Source organism: Streptomyces profundus (genome assembly GCF_020740535.1).
In the GTDB taxonomy this organism is placed as follows: domain Bacteria; phylum Actinomycetota; class Actinomycetes; order Streptomycetales; family Streptomycetaceae; genus Streptomyces; species Streptomyces profundus.
In genome coordinates, this window is record NZ_CP082362.1 from 2,484,698 (window position 1) to 2,505,450 (window position 20,753).

34 protein-coding genes are annotated in these 20,753 nt (G+C 68.3%); 1 reads left to right on the plus strand and 33 read right to left on the minus strand.

What is annotated here, in order from left to right:
• Positions 1-51: 51 nt before the first annotated feature.
• Positions 52-1,671: an ABC-F family ATP-binding cassette domain-containing protein gene (locus tag K4G22_RS10740; protein ID WP_228079664.1), complete on the minus strand. Its 1,620-nt coding sequence runs from the start codon at positions 1,669-1,671 to the stop codon at positions 52-54.
• Between the two features lie 124 nt (positions 1,672-1,795).
• Between K4G22_RS10740 and K4G22_RS10745 the strand changes: the two genes are divergently transcribed.
• On the plus strand, positions 1,796-2,671 hold the full coding sequence (locus K4G22_RS10745) for a hypothetical protein (protein WP_228079665.1): 876 nt from the start codon (positions 1,796-1,798) through the stop codon (positions 2,669-2,671).
• A 6-nt stretch (positions 2,672-2,677) separates the two neighbouring features.
• Here K4G22_RS10745 and truA read toward each other — a convergent pair whose 3' ends face one another.
• The 32 genes from truA to rpsJ all read right to left on the minus strand — a co-directional run bounded on the left by truA (position 2,678) and on the right by rpsJ (position 20,318).
• A complete protein-coding gene (gene truA / locus K4G22_RS10750) occupies positions 2,678-3,523 on the minus strand; it encodes a tRNA pseudouridine(38-40) synthase TruA (protein WP_228079666.1) in 846 nt (281 codons plus the stop codon).
• A gap of 88 nt (positions 3,524-3,611) precedes the next feature.
• Complete coding sequence (rplQ, locus tag K4G22_RS10755) at positions 3,612-4,121, minus strand: 50S ribosomal protein L17 (RefSeq protein ID WP_228079667.1); 510 nt, start codon at positions 4,119-4,121, stop codon at positions 3,612-3,614.
• A gap of 109 nt (positions 4,122-4,230) precedes the next feature.
• Positions 4,231-5,253, minus strand: coding sequence for a DNA-directed RNA polymerase subunit alpha (locus K4G22_RS10760; protein ID WP_062207442.1), 1,023 nt, complete (start codon positions 5,251-5,253; stop codon positions 4,231-4,233).
• A 130-nt stretch (positions 5,254-5,383) separates the two neighbouring features.
• Positions 5,384-6,010, minus strand: a complete 627-nt coding sequence (gene rpsD, locus K4G22_RS10765) for a 30S ribosomal protein S4 (RefSeq protein ID WP_228079668.1) — start codon at positions 6,008-6,010, stop codon at positions 5,384-5,386.
• Positions 6,011-6,051: 41 nt separating this feature from the next.
• A complete protein-coding gene (gene rpsK / locus K4G22_RS10770) occupies positions 6,052-6,456 on the minus strand; it encodes a 30S ribosomal protein S11 (protein WP_016473404.1) in 405 nt (134 codons plus the stop codon).
• A gap of 69 nt (positions 6,457-6,525) precedes the next feature.
• Entirely contained in the window at positions 6,526-6,906 is a 381-nt protein-coding gene (gene rpsM / locus K4G22_RS10775) for a 30S ribosomal protein S13 (RefSeq protein ID WP_228079669.1), read from the minus strand.
• Between the two features lie 192 nt (positions 6,907-7,098).
• Positions 7,099-7,212, minus strand: a complete 114-nt coding sequence (gene rpmJ, locus K4G22_RS10780) for a 50S ribosomal protein L36 (RefSeq protein ID WP_049567412.1) — start codon at positions 7,210-7,212, stop codon at positions 7,099-7,101.
• A 34-nt stretch (positions 7,213-7,246) separates the two neighbouring features.
• Positions 7,247-7,468: a translation initiation factor IF-1 gene (gene infA / locus K4G22_RS10785; protein WP_003948620.1), complete on the minus strand. Its 222-nt coding sequence runs from the start codon at positions 7,466-7,468 to the stop codon at positions 7,247-7,249.
• A 135-nt stretch (positions 7,469-7,603) separates the two neighbouring features.
• A complete protein-coding gene (map, locus tag K4G22_RS10790) occupies positions 7,604-8,452 on the minus strand; it encodes a type I methionyl aminopeptidase (RefSeq protein ID WP_228079670.1) in 849 nt (282 codons plus the stop codon).
• An 80-nt stretch (positions 8,453-8,532) separates the two neighbouring features.
• Complete coding sequence (locus K4G22_RS10795) at positions 8,533-9,186, minus strand: adenylate kinase (RefSeq protein ID WP_228079671.1); 654 nt, start codon at positions 9,184-9,186, stop codon at positions 8,533-8,535.
• A complete protein-coding gene (secY, locus tag K4G22_RS10800; protein ID WP_228079672.1) occupies positions 9,186-10,508 on the minus strand; it encodes a preprotein translocase subunit SecY in 1,323 nt (440 codons plus the stop codon). The genes K4G22_RS10795 and secY overlap by 1 nt, the downstream gene beginning before the upstream one ends.
• 195 nt (positions 10,509-10,703) lie before the next feature.
• A complete protein-coding gene (gene rplO, locus K4G22_RS10805) occupies positions 10,704-11,192 on the minus strand; it encodes a 50S ribosomal protein L15 (protein WP_228079673.1) in 489 nt (162 codons plus the stop codon).
• Position 11,193: 1 nt separating this feature from the next.
• On the minus strand, positions 11,194-11,376 hold the full coding sequence (rpmD, locus tag K4G22_RS10810) for a 50S ribosomal protein L30 (protein ID WP_228079674.1): 183 nt from the start codon (positions 11,374-11,376) through the stop codon (positions 11,194-11,196).
• Entirely contained in the window at positions 11,376-11,975 is a 600-nt protein-coding gene (gene rpsE, locus K4G22_RS10815) for a 30S ribosomal protein S5 (protein WP_228079675.1), read from the minus strand. Before rpsE ends, rpmD begins: the two co-directional genes overlap by 1 nt.
• 37 nt (positions 11,976-12,012) lie before the next feature.
• On the minus strand, positions 12,013-12,396 hold the full coding sequence (rplR, locus tag K4G22_RS10820; RefSeq protein WP_228079676.1) for a 50S ribosomal protein L18: 384 nt from the start codon (positions 12,394-12,396) through the stop codon (positions 12,013-12,015).
• 2 nt (positions 12,397-12,398) lie between these two features.
• Entirely contained in the window at positions 12,399-12,938 is a 540-nt protein-coding gene (gene rplF, locus K4G22_RS10825; RefSeq protein WP_228079677.1) for a 50S ribosomal protein L6, read from the minus strand.
• A gap of 23 nt (positions 12,939-12,961) precedes the next feature.
• Entirely contained in the window at positions 12,962-13,360 is a 399-nt protein-coding gene (gene rpsH / locus K4G22_RS10830; RefSeq protein ID WP_228079678.1) for a 30S ribosomal protein S8, read from the minus strand.
• An 84-nt stretch (positions 13,361-13,444) separates the two neighbouring features.
• The gene (locus K4G22_RS10835) at positions 13,445-13,630 is read right to left on the minus strand and encodes a type Z 30S ribosomal protein S14 (protein ID WP_062207465.1); all 186 of its coding nucleotides are present in this window, start codon (positions 13,628-13,630) and stop codon (positions 13,445-13,447) included.
• A 47-nt stretch (positions 13,631-13,677) separates the two neighbouring features.
• Positions 13,678-14,241, minus strand: a complete 564-nt coding sequence (gene rplE, locus K4G22_RS10840) for a 50S ribosomal protein L5 (protein ID WP_062207467.1) — start codon at positions 14,239-14,241, stop codon at positions 13,678-13,680.
• A complete protein-coding gene (rplX, locus tag K4G22_RS10845; protein ID WP_228079679.1) occupies positions 14,241-14,564 on the minus strand; it encodes a 50S ribosomal protein L24 in 324 nt (107 codons plus the stop codon). The genes rplE and rplX overlap by 1 nt, the downstream gene beginning before the upstream one ends.
• A 3-nt stretch (positions 14,565-14,567) precedes the next feature.
• The gene (rplN, locus tag K4G22_RS10850; protein WP_019433424.1) at positions 14,568-14,936 is read right to left on the minus strand and encodes a 50S ribosomal protein L14; all 369 of its coding nucleotides are present in this window, start codon (positions 14,934-14,936) and stop codon (positions 14,568-14,570) included.
• 3 nt (positions 14,937-14,939) lie between these two features.
• Positions 14,940-15,224, minus strand: a complete 285-nt coding sequence (gene rpsQ / locus K4G22_RS10855) for a 30S ribosomal protein S17 (RefSeq protein ID WP_097230398.1) — start codon at positions 15,222-15,224, stop codon at positions 14,940-14,942.
• Positions 15,224-15,475, minus strand: coding sequence for a 50S ribosomal protein L29 (gene rpmC, locus K4G22_RS10860; RefSeq protein ID WP_228079680.1), 252 nt, complete (start codon positions 15,473-15,475; stop codon positions 15,224-15,226). The genes rpsQ and rpmC overlap by 1 nt, the downstream gene beginning before the upstream one ends.
• Positions 15,475-15,894, minus strand: coding sequence for a 50S ribosomal protein L16 (gene rplP, locus K4G22_RS10865; protein ID WP_228079681.1), 420 nt, complete (start codon positions 15,892-15,894; stop codon positions 15,475-15,477). The genes rpmC and rplP overlap by 1 nt, the downstream gene beginning before the upstream one ends.
• Positions 15,895-15,897: 3 nt before the next feature.
• The gene (gene rpsC / locus K4G22_RS10870) at positions 15,898-16,767 is read right to left on the minus strand and encodes a 30S ribosomal protein S3 (RefSeq protein WP_228079682.1); all 870 of its coding nucleotides are present in this window, start codon (positions 16,765-16,767) and stop codon (positions 15,898-15,900) included.
• The gene (gene rplV, locus K4G22_RS10875; RefSeq protein WP_228084044.1) at positions 16,767-17,114 is read right to left on the minus strand and encodes a 50S ribosomal protein L22; all 348 of its coding nucleotides are present in this window, start codon (positions 17,112-17,114) and stop codon (positions 16,767-16,769) included. Before rplV ends, rpsC begins: the two co-directional genes overlap by 1 nt.
• A gap of 52 nt (positions 17,115-17,166) precedes the next feature.
• Positions 17,167-17,448, minus strand: a complete 282-nt coding sequence (rpsS, locus tag K4G22_RS10880; RefSeq protein WP_062207479.1) for a 30S ribosomal protein S19 — start codon at positions 17,446-17,448, stop codon at positions 17,167-17,169.
• Between the two features lie 11 nt (positions 17,449-17,459).
• On the minus strand, positions 17,460-18,296 hold the full coding sequence (gene rplB / locus K4G22_RS10885) for a 50S ribosomal protein L2 (protein WP_228079683.1): 837 nt from the start codon (positions 18,294-18,296) through the stop codon (positions 17,460-17,462).
• Positions 18,297-18,333: 37 nt separating this feature from the next.
• Positions 18,334-18,666 (minus strand): 50S ribosomal protein L23, encoded by a 333-nt coding sequence (gene rplW, locus K4G22_RS10890; RefSeq protein ID WP_062207484.1) that lies wholly within the window; start codon positions 18,664-18,666, stop codon positions 18,334-18,336.
• A complete protein-coding gene (gene rplD / locus K4G22_RS10895; protein ID WP_228079684.1) occupies positions 18,666-19,343 on the minus strand; it encodes a 50S ribosomal protein L4 in 678 nt (225 codons plus the stop codon). The genes rplW and rplD overlap by 1 nt, the downstream gene beginning before the upstream one ends.
• Positions 19,344-19,351: 8 nt before the next feature.
• Complete coding sequence (gene rplC, locus K4G22_RS10900; RefSeq protein WP_228079685.1) at positions 19,352-19,996, minus strand: 50S ribosomal protein L3; 645 nt, start codon at positions 19,994-19,996, stop codon at positions 19,352-19,354.
• Between the two features lie 13 nt (positions 19,997-20,009).
• On the minus strand, positions 20,010-20,318 hold the full coding sequence (rpsJ, locus tag K4G22_RS10905) for a 30S ribosomal protein S10 (protein ID WP_016473429.1): 309 nt from the start codon (positions 20,316-20,318) through the stop codon (positions 20,010-20,012).
• Positions 20,319-20,753: the final 435 nt, after the last annotated feature.

A 20,753-nucleotide genomic window follows, 5' to 3' on the forward strand; every position in this document is an offset into this window, starting at 1 on the left:
CTCCCGCCGGACGGGTCAAAACGAGCCCCGGGGGCCCCACGGGGCCTGGGCTCAGCGCGCCCGCCGGACCCGCCGTTCGTCCCAGACCGGCTCGGCCGTCTCCCGCACCCGGCCGTCCTCGCCGAAGACCAGGTACCGGTCGAAGGAACGGGCGAACCAGCGGTCGTGGGTCACCGCGAGGACCGTCCCCTCGAACGCCTCAAGGCCGTCCTGGAGGGCCTGCGCGCTCTCCAGGTCCAGGTTGTCCGTTGGCTCGTCCAACAGCAGCGCGGTGACCCCGCACAGCTCCAGCAACAGGATCTGGAACCGCGCCTGCTGCCCGCCGGAGAGCCGGTCGAAGCGCTGCTCGGCCTGCCGGTCCAGCTCGTAGCGGCGCAGCGCCGAGGTGGCCGGGCCCCGGTCCCTGGCGTGCTCCTTCCAGAGGATGTCGAGCAGCGTCCGCCCCATCAGCTCCGGATGGGCGTGGGTCTGCGCGAAGTGTCCCGGCACCACCCGGGCGCCCAGCTTCCAGGCGCCGGTGTGCGCCACCTCCTCGCCCGCGAGCAGCCGCAGGAAGTGCGACTTCCCCGAGCCGTTGGACCCGAGCACCGCGACCCGCTCGCCGTAGAAGACCTCCAGGTCGAACGGCTTCATCAGGCCGGTCAGCGCCAGGCCCTCGCAGGTGACGGCGCGCACCCCGGTGCGCCCGCCGCGCAGCCGCATCCTGATCTCCTGCTTGCGCGGCGGCTCCTGCGGCGGCCCGGCCTCCTCGAACTTCCGCAGCCTGGTCTGCGCCGCCTTGTAGCGGGAGGCCATGTCGTCGCTGCGCGAGGCGTACTGCCGCATGTCGACGACCAGCTTCTTCAGCCGCGCGTGCTGCTCGTCCCAGCGCCGCCGCAGCTCCTCGAACCGCTCGAAGCGCCGCTCCCGCGCCTCGGGATACGTGCCGAACCCGCCGCCGTGCACCCACACGTCCGAGCCGGCCGGGCTCGGCTCCACGCTGACGACCCGGTTGGCGGCGCGGGCCAGCAACTCCCGGTCGTGGCTGACGAAGAGCACCGTCTTCGCCGTCTCGGCCAGCCGCTCCTCCAGCCAGCGCTTGCCCGGCACATCCAGGTAGTTGTCCGGCTCGTCGAGGAGCAGCACCTGGTCGGGGCCGCGCAGCAGCGCCTCAAGCACCAGCCGTTTCTGCTCGCCGCCGGAGAGCGTGCGCACCTCGCGCCACCTGGCCTGCTCGAACGGGACGCCGAGCGCCGCCACGGTGCAGATGTCCCAGAGGGTCTCCGCCTCGTAGCCGCGCGCCTCGCCCCAGTCGGAGAGCGCCTGGGCGTAGGCGAGCTGGGCCGGCTCGTCGTCGTTCTCCATCATCGTCAGCTCGGCCGCGTCCAGCGCCAGGGCCGCCTCCCGCAGCCGGCGCTCGGCCACCGAGACCAGCAGGTCCCGCACGGTGCGCTCGTCCCGAACGCTGCCCACGAACTGCGGCATCACGCCGAGACCGCCGCTGACCGTCACCGTGCCGCCGTGCGGCGTCAACTCGCCGGCGGCCAGCCGCAGCAGCGTCGTCTTGCCAGCGCCGTTGGCCCCGACCAGCGCGGCGATCTCGCCGTCGCCGACGCGGAACGACACGTCCGCCAGCAGCGTCCTGCCGTCCGGCAGGTGGTACTCGACGTGCGCCGCCTCGATATGTCCCATCCGGCGAAGTCTGCCGGGGACGGCCGACGGGCGCCAACCGGATTTGGCACGGCTTCTCCCGGCCCGGCCGGTTCCGCCGGGACCGGGCGGTGCACACCGCCGCGACCGCATTAAACTGCCGCCCATGAGCCAAGGGCAGGGGGGACCCCAGTGGGTCCCCGGGGGAGACGCGCGGCCGGACTGGAACGCGCTGGCCGCCGACGCGGACCGCAAGAAGTCCCGCAAGCGCTGGACCATCATCGGCACCTGTGTGGGCGCCGCCGCGGTGATCGGCATCGTGGTGGCCCTCGCCATCGTCAACCAGGGCGACGACAAGGGCGGTGACACCGCGGGGCCAAGCGCCACCCTGCCCGAGGCCACCGGCTCCGACGACGCCGAGCCCACCTTCGGCGAGACCACCCTGCCGCCCATCCCCTCGGCCAGGGAGTTCATCAGCGACGCCGACAAGGACACCGCGCCCTTCGACGTGAGCGGCTTCTACGGCGAGGAGCCGCTGGAGGCCGGCGACCGCTCCTACGCCCTGGTCGCCAGCGACGCGGGCGAGGACTGCGCCGCCTTCGTCTCCGGCGATCTGGCCGCCCAGCTCACCGAGCAGGGCTGCGTCGCCCTGCTGCGCGCCACCTTTGTCGGCGGCGGCGTGGGCGTCACCGTCGGAGTGGCGCAACTGCCGTCCGAGGAGGCCGCGTTGGCGGTGCACGGCGCCGATGTCCCGGGCTCCGTCCAGGTGCTGCCCGGCGGCGACGCCGGCGCCCTCTGCGACCGCGGCGGCTGCCGCACCACCCGCAACCAGGTGGGCCGCTACGTCTACTTCGCCATCGCGGGCAACGCCGACGGCAGCCCCGACAGCGGCGACGGCACCCCGGCCCAGCAGGCCGCGCGGGACGGCAACGACCACGCCTTCGCACAGATCATCAGGCGCGGCGAGGTCCAGGCGTCCGCCTCGGCCAGCGCCCTGGTCGAGGAGCGGCAGCGCGGCCAGGAGGAGAACGCCGACGAGTAGCCGCCGTCAGGCCCGCTCCCCCAGGGTGCGCAGGGTGCGGGCCTCCCGGTTGCGGTCGGCCAGCCGGTCGTCCGCCGGATAGGCCACCTCCTCAAGCGTCAGCCCGTGCGGGCGCACCACATGCACCGCCGAGTCCCGCACCCCGCCGGAGAGCACGCGCGCCGGCCAGTCGGGCGCCCGATGCCCGTCGCCGACGAAGAGCAGCGCGCCCACCAGCGCCCGCACCATGTTGTGGCAGAACGCGTCGGCCCGCACGGTGCCCTCGATCACGCCGTCCGCGTCCCGCCGCCACTCCAGCGTCAGCAGCCGGCGGATGGTGGTGGCGCCCTCCCTGCGCTTGCAGTAGGCGGCGAAGTCGTGCTCGCCCAACAGCAGCCGGGACGCCTCGTTCATCGCCGCGACGTCCAACGGCCAGTTGTGCCAGAGCACATGGCCGCGCCGCAGCGGGTCGACGCCGCCCGGATGGTCGCTCACCCGGTAGGCGTAGCGACGCCACAGCGCGGAGAACCGCGCGTCGAAGTGCGGCGGCGCCGCCGTCACCCGCCACACCCGCACATCGTGCGGCAGCCGGCCGGCCAGCCGGCGCAGCAGCCGCTCCCGCTGCTCGGCCCACACCTCGACCGGCAGGTCCACATGCGCCACCTGCCCCCTGGCGTGCACCCCCGCGTCGGTGCGCCCGGCCACCGTCAACTCGGGCGCCCGCTCCGCCCGGGTGACCACCCGCAGCGCGTCCTCCAGCTCCTCCTGCACGGTGCGCCGGCCCCGTTGCCGCGCCCAGCCGGAGAACTCCCGCCCGTCATACGCCAGATCGAGCCGCACCCGCACCGACTCGGGCCGCGCTTCCTCGTCCACACCGTTCCTCTCGCGCGTCGCACCCACGGACAAGGGCCCGCCCCCTTCGCGGGGGCGGGCCCGTCAGACCTCGGGAGAAGGGGGGACCTCAGTCCTCCTTCTTCTCCTCGGCCTGCTCGTCCTTGGCCTCGGTGGCCTCGGTGGCCTCGGTGCTCTCGGCCGGCGTCTCGGCGGCCTGCTGCTCCTTGACGGCGCGCTTGGTGGCGCCCTCGGCCTCGTTCACCGCGGTCTGCTGCACGGTGAGCGCCTCGACCAGCTCGATCACGGCCATCGGGGCGTTGTCGCCACGACGGGGACCGATCTTGGTGATCCGGGTGTAACCGCCGGGGCGGTTCTCGTACCGCGGGCCGATCTCGGTGAAGAGGGTGTGCACCACGCTCTTGTCCCTGATCGTCTGCATCACCTGGCGGCGGTTGTGCAGATCGCCCTTCTTCGCCTTGGTGATCAGCCGCTCGGCGACCGGACGCAGCCGGCGGGCCTTGGCCACCGTGGTGGTGATCCGGCCGTGCTCGAACAGCGCGGTGGCGAGGTTCGCGACCATCAGGCGCTCGTGGGCGGGGCTGCCGCCGAGCCTGCGGCCCTTCGTGGGCGTCGGCATGTCTCTCTCCTGTCATTCTGCACCGGCCGTGTCAGGTACCGGTGTCAGCCGTCCGGGACGGGCGTCCCGGAAGTGTGGGCGGTACCGAACGAGGTCCGGTACCGCTCGCTCAGTACTGCTCGGTCTCCGCGAAGCCGGTGTCGCCCTCGTCCTCCGCGCCGAACGCGTCGGCGGCGGTGGTCGGGTCGAATCCGGGCGGGCTGTCCTTGAGGGCCAGACCCATCCCGGCCAGCTTGGCCTTGACCTCGTCGATCGACTTGGCGCCGAAGTTCCTGATGTCCAGCAGATCCGCCTCGGAGCGGGCCACCAGCTCGCCCACCGAGTGGATGCCCTCGCGCTTGAGGCAGTTGTAGGACCGGACGGTCAGCTCCAGCTCCTCGATCGGCAGCGCCAGATCGGCGGCCAGCGCGGCGTCCGTCGGGGACGGGCCCATGTCGATGCCCTCGGCGTCGACGTTCAGCTCACGGGCCAGGCCGAACAGCTCGACCAGGGTCTTGCCGGCCGAGGCCATGGCGTCCCTGGGCCGCATGGCCTCCTTGGTCTCGACGTCGACGATCAGCTTGTCGAAGTCGGTGCGCTGCTCGACACGGGTCGCCTCGACCTTGTACGTGACCTTCAGCACCGGGCTGTAGATGGAGTCCACCGGAACCCGGCCGATCTCCTGGCCGGCGGCCTTGTTCTGCACCGCGGAGACATAGCCGCGACCGCGCTCGACGGTCAGCTCCATCTCCAGCTTGCCCTTGTTGTTCAGGGTGGCCAGCACCAGGTCCGGGTTGTGCACCTCGACGCCGGCGGGCGGCGCGATGTCCGCCGCGGTCACCAGCCCCGGGCCCTGCTTGCGCAGGTACATCACCACGGGCTCGTCGTGCTCCGAGGAGACGACCAGCTGCTTGATGTTGAGGATCATGTCGGTGACGTCTTCCTTGACGCCCGGCACGGTCGTGAACTCGTGCAGCACCCCGTCGATCCTGATGCTGGTGACCGCCGCACCGGGGATCGAGGAGAGCAGCGTGCGCCGCAGGGAGTTGCCGAGGGTGTAGCCGAAGCCCGGCTCCAGCGGCTCGATGACGAACCGGGAACGGAACTCGTCCACGACCTCTTCGGTCAGGGAAGGACGCTGAGCGATCAGCATGAGATGAACTCCAGTCCTCGGCACCCGCTATTTGATGCCGAACCAGATGGATATGTGCTGTGCGGTGTCTTAAGGGTACGGGCGCCGCCGGGTGACACGGGTCACCCGGCGAGCGCTCCGAACCGAACCGCTACTTCGAGTACAGCTCGACGATCAACTGCTCCTGCACCTGGGTGTCGATCACCTGGCGCTCGGGCAGCGCGTGGACCAGGATCCGCAGCCCGGAGGGCACGGTCTCCAGCCACGCCGGCACGGTCCGATCGGCCGCCTCCGCCTGCGCCACCTGGAACGGCGTCAGCGGACGGGACGACTCCCGCACCTCGACGATGTCGGACGGCGCGACCCTGGCGGACGGGATGTCGGTCTTCCTGCCGTTGAGCAGGATGTGCCCGTGCCGGACCAACTGACGAGCGTGGTCACGGGACTTGGCGAAGCCAGCCCGGTACACCACGTTGTCGAGCCGGGACTCCAGAATGCGGAGCAGGTTCTCACCCGTCTTGCCCGACTGCCGGTTGGCCTCGCTGTAGTAGCCCCGGAACTGCTTCTCCAGGATCCCGTAGATGCGCGCGCACTTCTGCTTCTCACGCATCTGAAGGAGGTACTCGCTGTCCTTGGTGCGCCCGCGTCCGTGCTCACCCGGGGGGTAAGGACGGATCTCGATCGGGCACTTCGCGCTCTCGCACTTAGCTCCCTTGAGGAAGAGCTTCTGCTTCTCCCGACGGCAACGCTTGCAGTCGGCCCCGGTGTATCGCGCCATTTTTCTCTTGTTCTCCTACTTCGGCTGGAGATCCAGCTGGGTCAGACGCGACGGCGCTTCGGCGGGCGGCAGCCGTTGTGCGGCGTGGGGGTGACGTCCTGGATCGAGCCGACCTCAAGGCCGGTGGCCTGGAGGGAACGGATCGCGGTCTCCCGGCCGGAGCCTGGGCCCTTCACGAAGACGTCCACCTTGCGCATGCCGTGCTCCTGCGCGCGCCGAGCGGCGTTCTCCGCGGCCATCTGGGCGGCGAACGGAGTGGACTTACGCGAGCCCTTGAAGCCGACATGGCCGGCGGAGGCCCAGGAGATCACGTTGCCGGTGGGGTCGGTGATCGAGACGATGGTGTTGTTGAACGTGCTCTTGATGTGGGCGTGCCCGTGAGCGACGTTCTTCTTTTCCTTCCGGCGCACCTTCTTGGCGCCGGCCGTACGGCCCTTTGGAGGCATGTAGCTCTCTCACTCCCATGGAGGTGGTCGGTCCTGCTGGAACGGACCGGTGGTCGACGTCCTAGCGGACTACTTCTTGCCCGGCTTCTTCTTGCCGGCGATCGCGCGACGCGGACCCTTGCGGGTGCGCGCGTTGGTCTTGGTCCGCTGACCGTGCACCGGCAGACCGCGACGGTGCCGCAGACCCTCGTAGCACTGGATCTCGACCTTGCGACGAATGTCGGCCTGGATCTCCCGGCGGAGGTCACCCTCGGTCCTGAAGTTGTTGTCCACGTAGTCGCGGATCTTGACGAGGTCCTCCTCGGCCAGATCGCGCACGCGGGTGTCCGGGTTGATCCCGGTGCTGGCCAGGGTCTCCTTGGCAAGGGTGCGCCCGATGCCGAAGACATAGGTGAGGGCGACCTCGATGCGCTTTTCACGCGGGAGGTCTACGCCGGCGAGGCGTGCCATGTATTGGCTCCTGTGTGGATACTCGGAGGTCTGCCGCAGCACCGTTCCCGTAAGACTCTTGAGCATTACGAGCCGGGTCCCCGGCCTCCGACCGGGGGTGTCGTCCCCGCGCTGAGCGAGGGGTCGGGTGTCTGCGTATCTACTTGTTGTCGCTGTCGTCGCGGCGAAGAGTGCTGCGGGTCGTGCGGTGCGTCAGCCCTGGCGCTGCTTGTGGCGCAGGTTCTCGCAGATGACCATGACGCGCCCGTGGCGGCGGATCACCTTGCACTTGTCGCAGATCTTCTTGACGCTCGGCCTGACCTTCATGGGTGTGAGGCTCTCCGGGTCTCGATCTGTGGTTTTACTTGTAGCGGTAGACGATCCGCCCGCGCGTCAGGTCGTAGGGAGACAGCTCCACCACGACCCGGTCGTCGGGAAGGATACGGATGTAGTGCATCCGCATCTTGCCGCTGATGTGCGCGAGGACCTGGTGCCCGTTCTGCAACTCCACCTTGAACATCGCGTTCGGGAGAGACTCGACGACCGTGCCCTCGATCTCGATGGCCCCTTGTTTTTTGGCCATACTTGAGCGCTTCACCTTCCGGGATCGGCTACCTGGATGGCCCTGGGCAGACGGGTGCACCAGGACCGACGAATCAGTCTACGACAGCCCACCCGAAAAGACGAATCAGTGATCCGTTCCCCGGGATGGAGATCATCATGCCAGGGGATCGGGAGCCGTCGTCACGCCGAGCTCGGCCAGCCGGGCCTTGCCGCCGTCCACGGCGGTCAGGACCAGGGGGCCCTCCTCGGTGATCGCGACCGAGTGCTCCCAGTGCGAGGCCCAGGTGCCGTCGTTGCTCTTGACCGTCCAGTCGTCGGCCAGCACATGGGTCTTGGGGGTGCCGAGCGTGAGCATCGGCTCGATCGCCAGGCAGACGCCGGGCACCAGCTTGAGGCCCTTGCCCCGGCGGCGGTCGACGTAGTTCAGCACATGCGGGTCCATGTGCATCTCGCTGCCGATGCCGTGCCCGCCGTATCCCTCGACGATGCCGTACTTGCCGGACGGGGGCAGCGGCTGGCGGCGCACATAGGTCTCGATCGCCCGGGACACGTCCACCAGGCGGTTGCCCTTGCGCACCGCCGCGATGCCGGCCCAGAGCGACTCCTCGGTGACCCGGTTCAGCTCGGCCAGCTGGGCCGGCCGGCCGCCCTCGGGCTCGCCGCCGACGAAGACCGTCAGCGCGGCGTCCGCGTGCCAGCCGTCCACGATCGCGCCGGCGTCGATGGAGAGCAGATCCCCGTCCGCCAGGACGGTCGCGTCGTCCGGGATGCCGTGCACCACCACGTCGTTCACCGAGGTGCAGATGTTGCCGGGGAAGCCGCCGTAGCCCAGGAAGTTGGGCTTGGCGCCGCGCTCGGCGAGCACCCGCGCGGCGACCAGGTCGAGATCAGCGGTGGTGGCCCCCGGCACGGCCGCCTCGGCACACCTGCGGTGTATCTCGGCCACCACCAGACCGGCCGCGCGCATGCGGGCGATCTGTTCCGGGGTCTTGATCTCCACCATCGGATGTTCCTTTCGGCGCCGGCGGTCGGCCGGCCGTCAGCCGGCCTCGGGCCGGCGGGGCACCAGCGAGCTGCGGGCGGTCAGCCGCCCGTGGGCAGGGCCTCCAGGGCCCGCCGCGTCACCTCGGGCACCGGGGCCAGCGCCGAGATGGTGGAGACAAGCCCCTGCTCGCGGTAGTAGTCGATGATCGGCTCGGTCTCCTCGTGGTAGAGGCCAAGACGCTTGCGCACCGTGTCCGCCTGGTCGTCGTCCCGCTGGTACAGCTCGCCACCGCAGACGTCGCAGACGCCCTCCTGGCGCGGCGGGTTGTTCACCACATGGAAGACATGCGCGCTGTCCTTGCGGCACATCCGGCGGCCGGCGATGCGCTTGACCACCTCGTCCTCGGGGACCTCCAGGTCGAGCACCGCGTCGAGCCTCAGGCCCGCCTCGGCCAGCGAGGCGTCCAGCGACTTCGCCTGCCCGATGTTGCGCGGGAAGCCGTCGAGCAGGAAGCCGTCGGCGGCATCCGGCTGGGCCATCCGGTCGGCCGCCATGGCGACGGTGATCTCGTCGGGGACGAGACCACCCTCGCGCATGATCGACTCGACCTGGCGCCCCAGTTCGGTGCCCTCGCTGATGTTGGCCCGGAACAGATTGCCGGTGGAGATGTGCGGGACACCGAGCTGCTCGGCGAGCAGTGCCGCCTGTGTGCCCTTGCCCGCACCCGGCGGTCCGACGAGGACGATGCGCATCAGCGGAGGAACCCTTCGTAATTTCGCTGGTGGAGCTGGCTCTCAATCTGCCGCACCGTCTCCAGGCCGACACCCACGATGATCAGGATCGACGTGCCACCGAACGGGAAGTCCTGTTGCGCGTTGAACATCACCAGAGCCAGCGTGGGCACCAGGGCGATCAGACCGAGGTAGAGCGAGCCGGGCCAGGTGATCCGGTTCAACACGTAGCTCAGGTATTCGACCGTGGGCCTACCTGCCCGGATACCCGGGATGAAACCACCATACTTCTTCATGTTCTCGGCCACGTCCTCAGGGTTGAACGTGATGGCCACATAGAAGAAGGCGAAGAAGACGATCAGCAGGAAGTACGTGGTGATGTAGTACGGGTGGTCACCGCCGGTGAAGTACCGCGACACCCAGTCCGTCCAGCCGCCCGACTCGCTGCCGGCGAACTGCACCAGCAGCTGCGGGATGTAGAGCAGCGAGGAGGCGAAGATCACCGGGATCACACCGGCCTGGTTGACCTTGAGCGGGATGTACGTGGAGGTGCCGCCGTAGGAGCGGCGACCGATCATCCGCTTGGCGTACTGCACCGGGATCCGGCGCTGGGCCAGCTCGACGAAGACCACCAGGCCGACCATGGCCAGACCACAGGCGACCACGGTGCCGAACTCGATCCACCCGTCGGCCAGGCTGCCCTGCTGCTTGATCTGCCAGAGCGAGGCCGGGAAGCCGGCGGCGATGGAGACGAACATCAGCATGGACATGCCGTTGCCGATGCCCCGGTCGGTGATCAGCTCGCCCATCCACATGATCAGCGCGGTGGCCGAGGTGAAGGCGATCACCATCACCAGCGTGGTGAAGATCGAGTCGTCCGGGATGATCTCGCTACCCACCGTGCACTGGGGGAAGAGGGTGCCACTGCGAGCGGTCGCCACCAGGCCGGTGGCCTGGAGCACCGCGAGGGCGATGGTGAGGTAGCGCGTGTACTGGGTGATCTTCGCCTGCCCCGACTGCCCCTCCTTCTTCAGGGCCTCAAGGCGGGGAATCACCACCACCAGCAGCTGGAGGATGATGCTCGCCGTGATGTACGGCATGATCCCCAGCGCGAAGATGGTGAGTTGCAGCAGCGCGCCCCCGCTGAACATATTGACCAAACCGAAGAGCCCAGAGCCCGCTCCCGCTTCGGCCTGCTTCACACATTCATCGACGTTCTGAAAGCTGACACCAGGCACAGGTACGTGCTGGCCCAACCGGAACAACACGACGATGCCCAGCGTGAAGAGCAGCTTTTTACGCAGATCAGGCGTTTGGAACGCCCGGGCGAACGCGGTGAGCACGGCTCCTCCTGCACCCCGCGCGTCAGGCGAGGGGTTAGGGTCTTGAACTCCAACGGATATGACAGATCAGGTCTGGCGGCGGCACAACGACCGCCACCTTACCGGCGGATGGGCTCAGCCGGAACGACTGACCGGGGATGCCTGCTCTCAGGCACCCCCGGTCACTCAGTTCACCGGCCGAAGATCCACCGGGTTTCAGGACAACTCGGTCACGGAGCCACCGGCAGCCGTGATCTTCTCCTTGGCGGAACCGGAGACCGCGTCGACCGTCACGGTCAGGGCCACCGAGATCTCCCCGGAGCCCAGCACCTTGACGAGCTCGTTCTTGCGCACGGCGCCCTTGGCGACCAGATCGGCGACGGTCACCTCGCCACCCTCCGGGTAGAGGGCGGCCAGCCGCTCGACGTTCACCACCTGGAAGTTCTTGTGCGCCGGGTTCTTGAAGCCCTTGAGCTTGGGCAGCCGCTGGATCAGCGGCAGTTGCCCGCCCTCGAAGCCCACCCGAACCTGGTACCTGGCCTTGGTGCCCTTGGTACCGCGACCGGCCGTCTTGCCCTTGGACGCCTCACCGCGGCCCACCCGGACCTTGGACTTCTTGGCACCGGGGGCCGGCCTGAGGTCGTGCAACTTCAGCGGGCCGGTCGAGCCGTCCGCGCCGCTGTTCCCCTTGGCGAGGTCAGCCACTTCAGTCCACCTCCTCGACCGTCACCAGATGCCGCACGGTGTTGGCCATGCCACGGATCTCCGGCCGGTCTTCCTTGAGCACCACGTCGTCGATCCGCCGCAGCCCCAGCGAGCGCAGCGTCTGCCGGTGGTTCTGCTTGGTCCCGATACGGGACTTGACCTGGGTGATCTTCAGCTGCGCCATCACGAACCCACCCCAGCACGGGCCCGCAGCAGAGCCGCGGGGGCCACGTCCTCAAGCGGCAGACCGCGGCGGGCCGCGATCTCCTCGGGGCGCTGTAGCCCCTTCAGGGCGGCCACCGTGGCGTGCACGATGTTGATCGGGTTCGACGAGCCCATCGACTTGCTCAGCACGTCGTGGATGCCGGCGCACTCCAGCACGGCGCGCACCGGGCCACCGGCGATCACACCGGTACCGGGCGAGGCGGGCTTGAGCAGCACCATCCCGGCCGCTTCCTCACCCTTGATCGGGTGCGGAATCGTGCCCTGGATGCGGGGGACCTTGAAGAAGTGCTTCTTCGCGGCCTCCACGCCCTTGGCGATGGCGGCCGGCACCTCCTTGGCCTTGCCGTAACCGACACCGACGGTGCCGTCGCCGTCGCCCACCACGACCAGCGCGGTGAAGCTGAAGCGACGACCACCTTGAACTACCTTGGCGACACGGTTGATCGCGACGACGCGCTCGACGTACGCGGTCTTCTCGGCGGCTGAGCCACCGTCCCGACCCTTACGATCCCGCCGCTCGCCACCGGCGCCGCCACCGCGACGCTGGGGTCCAGCCATTGGAACTACCTCTCTCGAATCTTCAGACGGGACCGGCTCAGAACTTGAGCCCGGCCTCGCGGGCGGCGTCCGCCAACGCGGCGACCCTACCGGCGTACTTGTTACCACCGCGGTCGAACACGACGGTCTCCACGCCCGCGGCCTTGGCGCGCTCGGCGACCAGGGCGCCGACCTGCTTGGCCTTGTCGCTCTTCGCGCCGTCCACCTCGCGGATGGAGACGTCGAGCGAGGAGGCCGAGGCCACCGTGTGCCCGATGGAGTCGTCCACCACCTGCGCCACCATGTGGCGGTTGGAGCGGGTCACCACCAGACGCGGGCGCTCGGCCGTACCCGAGATCTTCTTCCGGATACGGATGTGGCGCCGCTTGTTGGCGGCCCGCTTCCGGGCGTCGCCCTTGGCGATCTTGACACCGTATGCCATGGCTACTTACCAGCCTTTCCGACCTTGCGGCGGATGACTTCGCCCTCGTACTTGACGCCCTTGGCCTTGTACGGGTCGGGCTTCCGCAGCTTGCGGATCTTCGCCGCGACCTCGCCGACCTTCTGCTTGTCGATGCCCTCGACGCTGAAGCGCGTCGCGGTCTCGACCTTGAAGACGATGCCTTCCGGCGGCTCCACCAGGATCGGGTGGCTGTAGCCCAGGGAGAACTCCAGGTTGGAGCCCTTCGCCAGGACGCGGTAGCCGACGCCGCTGATTTCGAGCTTCTTGATGTATCCCTGCGTCACACCGGTGATCATGTTGGCCACCAGGGTGCGGGACAGACCGTGCAGGGCACGGTTGCGGTTCTCGTCGTTGGGCCGGGAGACGACGATCACGCCTTCGTCACCCTTGGCCACCTCGATGGGCGCGGCGATGGTCTGCGACAGGGTGCCCTTGGGACCCTTCACCGCGACCACGGCACCATCGATGGTGACGTCCACACCGGCGGGAACCTGGATGGGCTGCTTGCCAATACGCGACATGTGCTCTCCTCCGTTCCCTTCCGTCACCAGACGTAGGCGAGGACTTCCCCGCCCACGTTCTTCTTCTGAGCCTGCCGCACGGTCAGCAGACCGTGCGAGGTGGAGATGATCGCCACACCGAGACCGCCGAGCACCCTGGGGAGCGCGGTGGACTTCGCGTAGACCCGCAGGCCGGGCTTCGAGATGCGCTTGATGCCGGCGATCGAACGCTCGCGGTTCGGGCCGTACTTCAGCTCCAGCACGAGGGACTTGCCCACCCGGGCGTCCTCGGTCTTCCAGCCGGTGATGTAGCCCTCCTGCTGGAGGATCTCCGCGATGTGCGTCTTGATCTTGCTGTGCGGCATCACCACGGTGTCGTGGTAAGCCGAGTTCGCGTTACGCAGACGAGTGAGCATGTCTGCGATGGGGTCGGTCATGGTCATAGAACGGCCTTGGGCCTCTCTCACCGGGGTTTCCGCAGGCTCCCCCGGGAGGGGGAGCCCGCCGGACCTACGGCGTAGTCGGTCTTACCAGGAACTCTTGGTGACGCCCGGCAGTTCGCCGCGGTGTGCCATCTCCCGCAGGCACACACGGCACAGGCCGAACTTGCGGTACACGGAGTGCGGCCGGCCGCAACGCTGGCAACGGGTGTACCCACGCACCGAGAACTTGGGCTTGCGCTCGGCCTTGGCAATAAGAGCCTTCTTCGCCACAGCTGCTCACGCCTCCTTGTTTCGATACTCAGCCATCGTGCGACGCCTCAGGCTTCCTTGAACGGGAATCCGAGGTGACGCAGCAGGCTGCGGCCCTCGTCATCGGTGTTGGCCGTGGTGACGACGGTGATGTCCATGCCTCGCACCCGGTCGATACGGTCGGGGTCGATCTCATGGAACATGACCTGCTCGGTCAGGCCGAACGTGTAGTTGCCCTTGCCGTCGAACTGCTTGGGCGACAGGCCGCGGAAGTCACGGATCCGGGGCAGCGCCAGCGACAGCAGGCGGTCCAGGAACTCCCACATCCGGTCGCCGCGCAGCGTCACATGGGCGCCGATCGGCTGCCCCTCGCGCAGCTTGAACTGCGCGATGGACTTGCGGGCCTTGGTCACGGTCGGCTTCTGGCCGGTGATCGTGGCGAGGTCGCGCACGGCGCCCTCGATCAACTTGGAGTCGCGGGCGGCGTCGCCCACACCCATGTTGACCACGATCTTCGTCAGCCCGGGAACCTGCATGACGTTCGCGTAGGCGAACTCCTCGCGCAGCTTGCCGCTGATCTCTTCGCGGTACCGCGTCTTGAGACGCGGCGCGGTCGTGGTGGCAGTGGTCATCAGATGTCCTCACCGGTTCGGCGGGCGACGCGGATCTTGTTGCCGTCCTCGTCGAAGCGGAAGCCGATCCGAGTGGTGACCTTCTTGCCGTCCTTCTCCACCAGCAACTGGACGTTGCTCACATGGATCGGGGCCTCGGTGGTGATGATGCCACCGGTCTTGGAACCACGCGCGGTCGTACCGGCCTTGGTGTGCTTCTTGACCCGGTTGACACCCTCGACCAGCACACGGTCCTCGCGGGGGAAGGCCACGATGACCTTGCCCTGCTTGCCCTTGTCCTTGCCGGTGATGATCTGGACCAGGTCGCCCTTCTTGATCTTCATCGGTTACAGCACCTCCGGCGCGAGGGAGATGATCTTCATGAACTTCTTCTCGCGCAGCTCACGGCCCACCGGGCCGAAGATACGGGTGCCCCGGGGGTCGCCGTCGTTCTTCAGAATGACGGCGGCGTTCTCGTCGAACCGGATGTACGAACCGTCCGGACGGCGGCGCTCCTTGACGGCGCGCACGATGACCGCCTTGACGACGTCACCCTTCTTCACGTTGCCGCCGGGGATCGCGTCCTTGACGGTGGCGACGATGACGTCACCGATGCCCGCGTAGCGGCGCCCAGATCCGCCGAGCACGCGGATGCAGAGGATCTCCTTCGCACCCGTGTTGTCGGCGACGCGCAGTCGCGACTCCTGCTGGATCATTGGTTACTTCGCCTTCTCCAGAATCTCCACGACGCGCCAGCGCTTGGTCGCGGAAAGCGGACGGGTCTCCATCAGAAGAACGCGGTCGCCAACGCCCGCGGCATTCTGCTCGTCATGCGCCTTGAGCCTGCTGGTGCGGCGGATGATCTTCCCGTAGAGGGCGTGCTTGACCCGGTCCTCGACAGCGACGACAACGGTCTTGTCCATCTTGTCGCTGACCACCAGGCCCTCACGGGTCTTCCGCCGGCCGCGCTCGGTCGTCGTCTCAGTCACAGTCTTCTCACTCATCAGGCGTTCTCCACCGCCTCGACAGCCTCAGCCGGCTCCACCGAATCGATGCCGAGCTCGCGCTCGCGCATCAGGGTGTAGACCCGGGCGATGTCCTTACGGACGGCCTTCAGCCGGCTGTTGTTCTCCAGCTGACCGGTGGCCGCCTGGAAGCGAAGCCTGAACAGCTCCTCCTTCGACTCACGCAGCTTCTCAACCAGCTCCTGGTTGTTCAGCTCGCGCAGCTCGGAGGACTTGGTACCGGCTGCCATCACGCCTCACCTGCCTCGCGCCGGACGATCCGGCACTTCATCGGAAGCTTGTGCGCGGCGCGGATGAGCGCCTCACGGGCAATCTTCTCGTTCGGGAACGACAGCTCGAACATCACGCGTCCGGGCTTGACGTTGGCCACCCACCACTCCGGCGAACCCTTGCCGGAACCCATGCGGGTCTCGGCCGGCTTCTTGGTCAGCGGGCGGTCGGGGTAGATGTTGATCCACACCTTGCCGCCACGCTTGATGTGCCGGGTCATCGAGATACGTGCGGCCTCGATCTGCCGGTTGGTGACGTAGGCGCCGGTGACGGCCTGGATGCCGTACTCACCGAAGGAGACCTCGGTACCACCCTTGGCCGCCCCGCTGCGCTTGGGGTGGTGCTGCTTGCGGTACTTGACCTTGCGAGGGATCAGCATGGCTCAGCTCTCCCCTCCGGCAGAGCCGGACGATTGGTTGGAGCCGCTGGCGCCCTCGGGGGCCGGAGCTGCCGCAGCCGCTTCGGACTTGGGGGCCTCGGCCGCCGGAGCGCCCTGCTGCTGCGGCCTACGGCCGCGGCCACCGCGCTCGCCACGGCCGCGGGCCGGACGGTCGCCGCCGGGGCCACCACCGCGCGCGGGACGGTTGCCCGCGCGGGCCGCGGCGTTCTCGGCGCGCACCTCGGCGATGTTCTTCACATCGCCCTTGTAGATCCACACCTTGACGCCGATGCGACCGAAGGTGGTACGGGCCTCGAAGAAGCCGTAGTCCACGTTGGCGCGCAGCGTGTGCAGCGGGACCCGACCCTCGCGGTAGAACTCGGAGCGGGACATCTCAGCCCCACCGAGTCGGCCACCGCACTGGATCTTGATGCCCTTGGCACCGGCCTTCATGGTGCTCTGCATCGACTTGCGCATCGCACGCCGGAACGACACCCGGGAGGACAGCTGCTCGGCGACCGCCTGGGCCACCAACTGGGCGTCCAGCTCCGGGTTCTTCACCTCAAGGATGTTGAACTGGATCTGCTTGCCCGTGAGCTTCTCCAGGTTGCCCCGGAGCCGGTCGGCCTCGGCACCCCGGCGACCGATCACGATGCCGGGCCTGGCGGTGTGGACGTCGACGCGGACCCGGTCCCGGGTGCGCTCGATCTCCACCTTGGAGATGCCGGCCCGCTCCATGCCCTGAGTGAGCATCCTGCGGATCGCGACGTCTTCCTTGACGTAGTCCTTGTAGAGCTTGTCGGCATACCACCGCGACTTGAAGTCGGTCGTGATGCCGAGACGGAACCCGTGCGGGTTTACCTTCTGGCCCATTACCGGGTTCCTTCCTTGCTGCCGAGGACCACGGTGATGTGGCTGGTCCGCTTACGAATCCGGTACGCGCGACCCTGCGCGCGCGGCCGGAACCGCTTCAGCGTGGGGCCCTCGTCCACGTACGCCTCTTTGACGTACAGCGTTTCGGCGTCCGGGTGGTTGTAGTTGTGCACGGCGTTGGCGATGGCGCTGTCGAGCACCTTGCCGACCGGCACGCTGGCTGCCTGCGGGGCGAAGCGCAGGACCGCCTGAGCCTCCGAGGCATCCTTGCCACGGATGAGGTCCACCACACGGCGGGCCTTCATGGGCGTAACGCGGATGTACCGCGCCTGGGCCCTGGCTTCCATGGTCGTCCCTTCGGTGTTTGTCGGGGAGTCGGTCATGATCTGCACACCCCGCTCAGCGACGCCGCGACTTGCGGTCGTCCTTCACGTGACCCCGGAAGGTACGCGTCGGCGCGAACTCGCCGAGCTTGTGCCCGACCATCGACTCGGTGATGAACACCGGGACGTGCTTGCGGCCGTCGTGCACCGCGATCGTGTGGCCCAGCATCGCCGGGATGATCATCGAGCGACGAGACCAGGTCTTGATGACGTTCTTGGTACCAGCTTCGTTCTGGACGTCCACCTTCTTGATCAGGTGGTCGTCGACGAAGGGTCCCTTCTTGAGACTGCGCGGCATCGACCTGCTCCCTAGCGCTTCTTGTTCGTCTTGCGGCGGCGGACGATGTACTTGTTGCTGGCCTTCTTCGGCGAGCGCGTACGGCCTTCCTTCTTGCCCCAGGGCGAGACCGGGTGGCGACCACCCGAGGTCCGGCCCTCGCCACCGCCGTGCGGGTGGTCGACAGGGTTCATCACGACGCCACGCACGCTGGGCCGAACGCCCTTCCAGCGCATCCGGCCGGCCTTGCCCCAGTTGATGTTGGACTGCTCGGCGTTGCCGACCTCGCCCACCGTGGCGCGGCAGCGCACGTCCACCAGCCGGATCTCGCCCGAGGGCATCCGGAGGTGGGCCATGCGGCCCTCCTTCGCCAGCAGCTGCACCGAGGTGCCGGCGGAGCGGGCGAACTTGGCGCCGCCGCCCGGCTGGAGCTCGATGGCGTGGATCACGGTACCGACCGGGATGCTGCGCAGCGGCAGGTTGTTGCCGGGCTTGATGTCGGCCCCGGCGCCGTTCTCCACGCGGTCACCCTGCTTCAGGTGGGCCGGCGCGATGATGTACCGCTTCTCGCCGTCCGCGTAGTGGAGCAGCGCGATGCGCGCGGTGCGGTTGGGGTCGTACTCGATGTGCGCGACCTTGGCCGGCACGCCGTCCTTGTCGTGCCGACGGAAGTCGATGACGCGGTAGGCGCGCTTGTGGCCGCCACCCTGGTGGCGAACCGCCACACGACCGGCGTTGTCCCGTCCACCCTTGCTGTGCAGGGGGCGGACCAGCGACTTCTCCGGCGTGGACCGCGTGACCTCGACGAAGTCGGCGACGCTGGAGCCACGACGGCCCGGGGTCGTCGGCTTGTACTTGCGGATTCCCATTTCTTAGTCCTCGTCCGGTATCGGACGACCGGATCTCCTAGGAGACCGGGCCGCCGAAGATGTCGATGCTGTCGCCCTCGGCCAGGGTCACGATCGCGCGCTTGGTGCTGGCGCGACGGCCGTAACCGGTACGGGTGCGCTTGCGCTTGCCCTGACGGTTGATCGTGTTCACACCGAGCACCTTGACCGCGAAGACCGCCTGGACGGCCTGCTTGATCTGGGTCTTGTTCGCCCGGGGGTCGACGATGAAGGTGTACTTGTTCTCGTCGAGGAGCGCGTAGCTCTTCTCCGACACGACCGGCTTGATCAGGATGTCGTGGTGGGAGGAGAACTCCTTGCTGGAGAACTCGGCGATGGTTGCGTCGCTCATCAGGCGTCGCTCCCTTCGGGCGTCTTGTCGAGCGCCACGGCGCCGGCGGCCCGGCCGGCCACGAAGCGGTCGAACGCGGCCTTGGTGAAGACCACGTCGTCGGAGTCCACGACGTCGTAGGTGTTCAGCTGGCCCGGGTCGATGATGTGCACCTGGGGCAGGTTGCGCGCGGACAGCCACGAGGTGTTGTCCGAGCGCTCGGCGACCAGCAGGACCTTCTTGCGGTCGCTGATCTTGCCCAGCAGGGTCTTGGCGGCCTTGGTCGAGACCTCGCCGGCCACCACGCCGCTGACCACGTGCACGCGGTCGTGCCGGGCGCGGTCGGTGAGGGCGCCACGCAGCGCCGCCGCCTTCATCTTCTTCGGGGTGCGCTGGCTGTAGTCGCGCGGCACCGGGCCGTGGACGACGCCACCGCCGGCGAACTGCGGCGCGCGGACGGAGCCCTGACGGGCGCGGCCCGTGCCCTTCTGGCGGTAGGGCTTCTTACCGCCACCGCGGACCTCGCCACGCGTCTTGGTCTTGTGCGTGCCCTGGCGGGCGGCGGCGAGCTGGGCGACGACGACCTGGTGGATCAGCGGAACGCTGACCTTGGCGTCGAAGATCTCCGCCGGAAGCTCGACGGAGCCGGCCTCCTCGCCCGCGGGCGACAGAATGACGATGCTCTTTGGGGTACTCATGATTAACCTCAGGCCCCCTTGGCCGCGGAACGGACCAGGACGAGGCCGCCGTTGGGACCGGGCACCGCGCCCTTGATGAGGAGCAGGCCCTTCTCCGCGTCCACGGCGTGGACGGTCAGGTTCTGGGTGGTGACGCGCTCGTTGCCCATCCGACCGGCCATCCGCAGGCCCTTGAAGACCCGACCGGGAGTGGCGCAGCCGCCGATGGAGCCAGGCGAGCGGTGCTTGCGCTGGGTGCCGTGGGAGGCGCCGAGACCGGCGAAGCCGTGACGCTTCATCACACCGGCGGTGCCCTTGCCCTTGGTGGTGCCGGTCACATCGACGCGGACGCCGGAGTCGAACACCTCGGCCGTGACCTCCTGGCCGAGGGTGTACTCGGCGGCGTCAGCGGTCCGCAGCTCTACCAGGTGGCGGCGCGGGGTGACGTCGGCCTTGGCGAAGTGGCCCTTGAGGGGGCGGTTCACCTTGCGCGGGTCGATCTCGCCGAACGCGATCTGGACGGCCTCGTAGCCGTCCCTGTCGTTGGTGCGGACCTGGGTAACGACGCAGGGCCCGGCCTTGACCACGGTCACTGGGACGACACGGTTGTTCTCGTCCCAGACCTGGGTCATGCCGAGCTTCTCGCCCAGGACGCCCTTGATCTGCTTGGTCATCTCTCCCGGCCTCTCAGAGCTTGATCTCGATGTCGACGCCGGCCGGCAGGTCCAGGCGCATCAACGAGTCAACGGTCTTGGGGGTGGGGTCGAGGATGTCGATCAGCCGCTTGTGGGTGCGCATCTCGAAGTGCTCGCGCGAGTCCTTGTACTTGTGCGGCGACTTGATGACGCAGTACACGTTCTTCTCAGTGGGCAGCGGCACCGGGCCTGCGACCGACGCTCCCGTGCGGGTCACCGTCTCGACGATCTTCTTCGCCGAGTTGTCGATGACCTCGTGGTCGTAGGCCTTGAGCCGGATGCGGATCTTCTGTCCCGCCATGGCTACTTCGTAGTCCTGTCTCTTTGTCAACGCTCTGGAACCCGGCGTCACCCCTCCCCTGCGACTTCCCGACCCACGCGGTCGGGCGTGTCGTACTCATTCTCAGATTTCGCCGCGGAACCTCCCGACCTTTCGGCCGGAGGAGGGTTTCCTCTGCGAGGAGTGGGGGGAGAACTTCCACCGGGCGCCTGGTCGCAAGCCCCGCCCACGCTTCCCGGAAGATCTCGGTATTTCCATCCCTACCCCGGCTGACCAGGGCATTCATGGGATGACGAATACAGTGAGACTCGCTTCCAGTCCTCCCGACGGGAGGCGCGCGGCATCGGCTGTCAACCGAGCAACCTGGTCAGTGTGCCATAGGGCCCCGCGCCCCCGCCAATCGGGCGGTATGCCCCACCTGCTCCCCCACGTGCTCCCTCACCTGCTCCGCCGCCC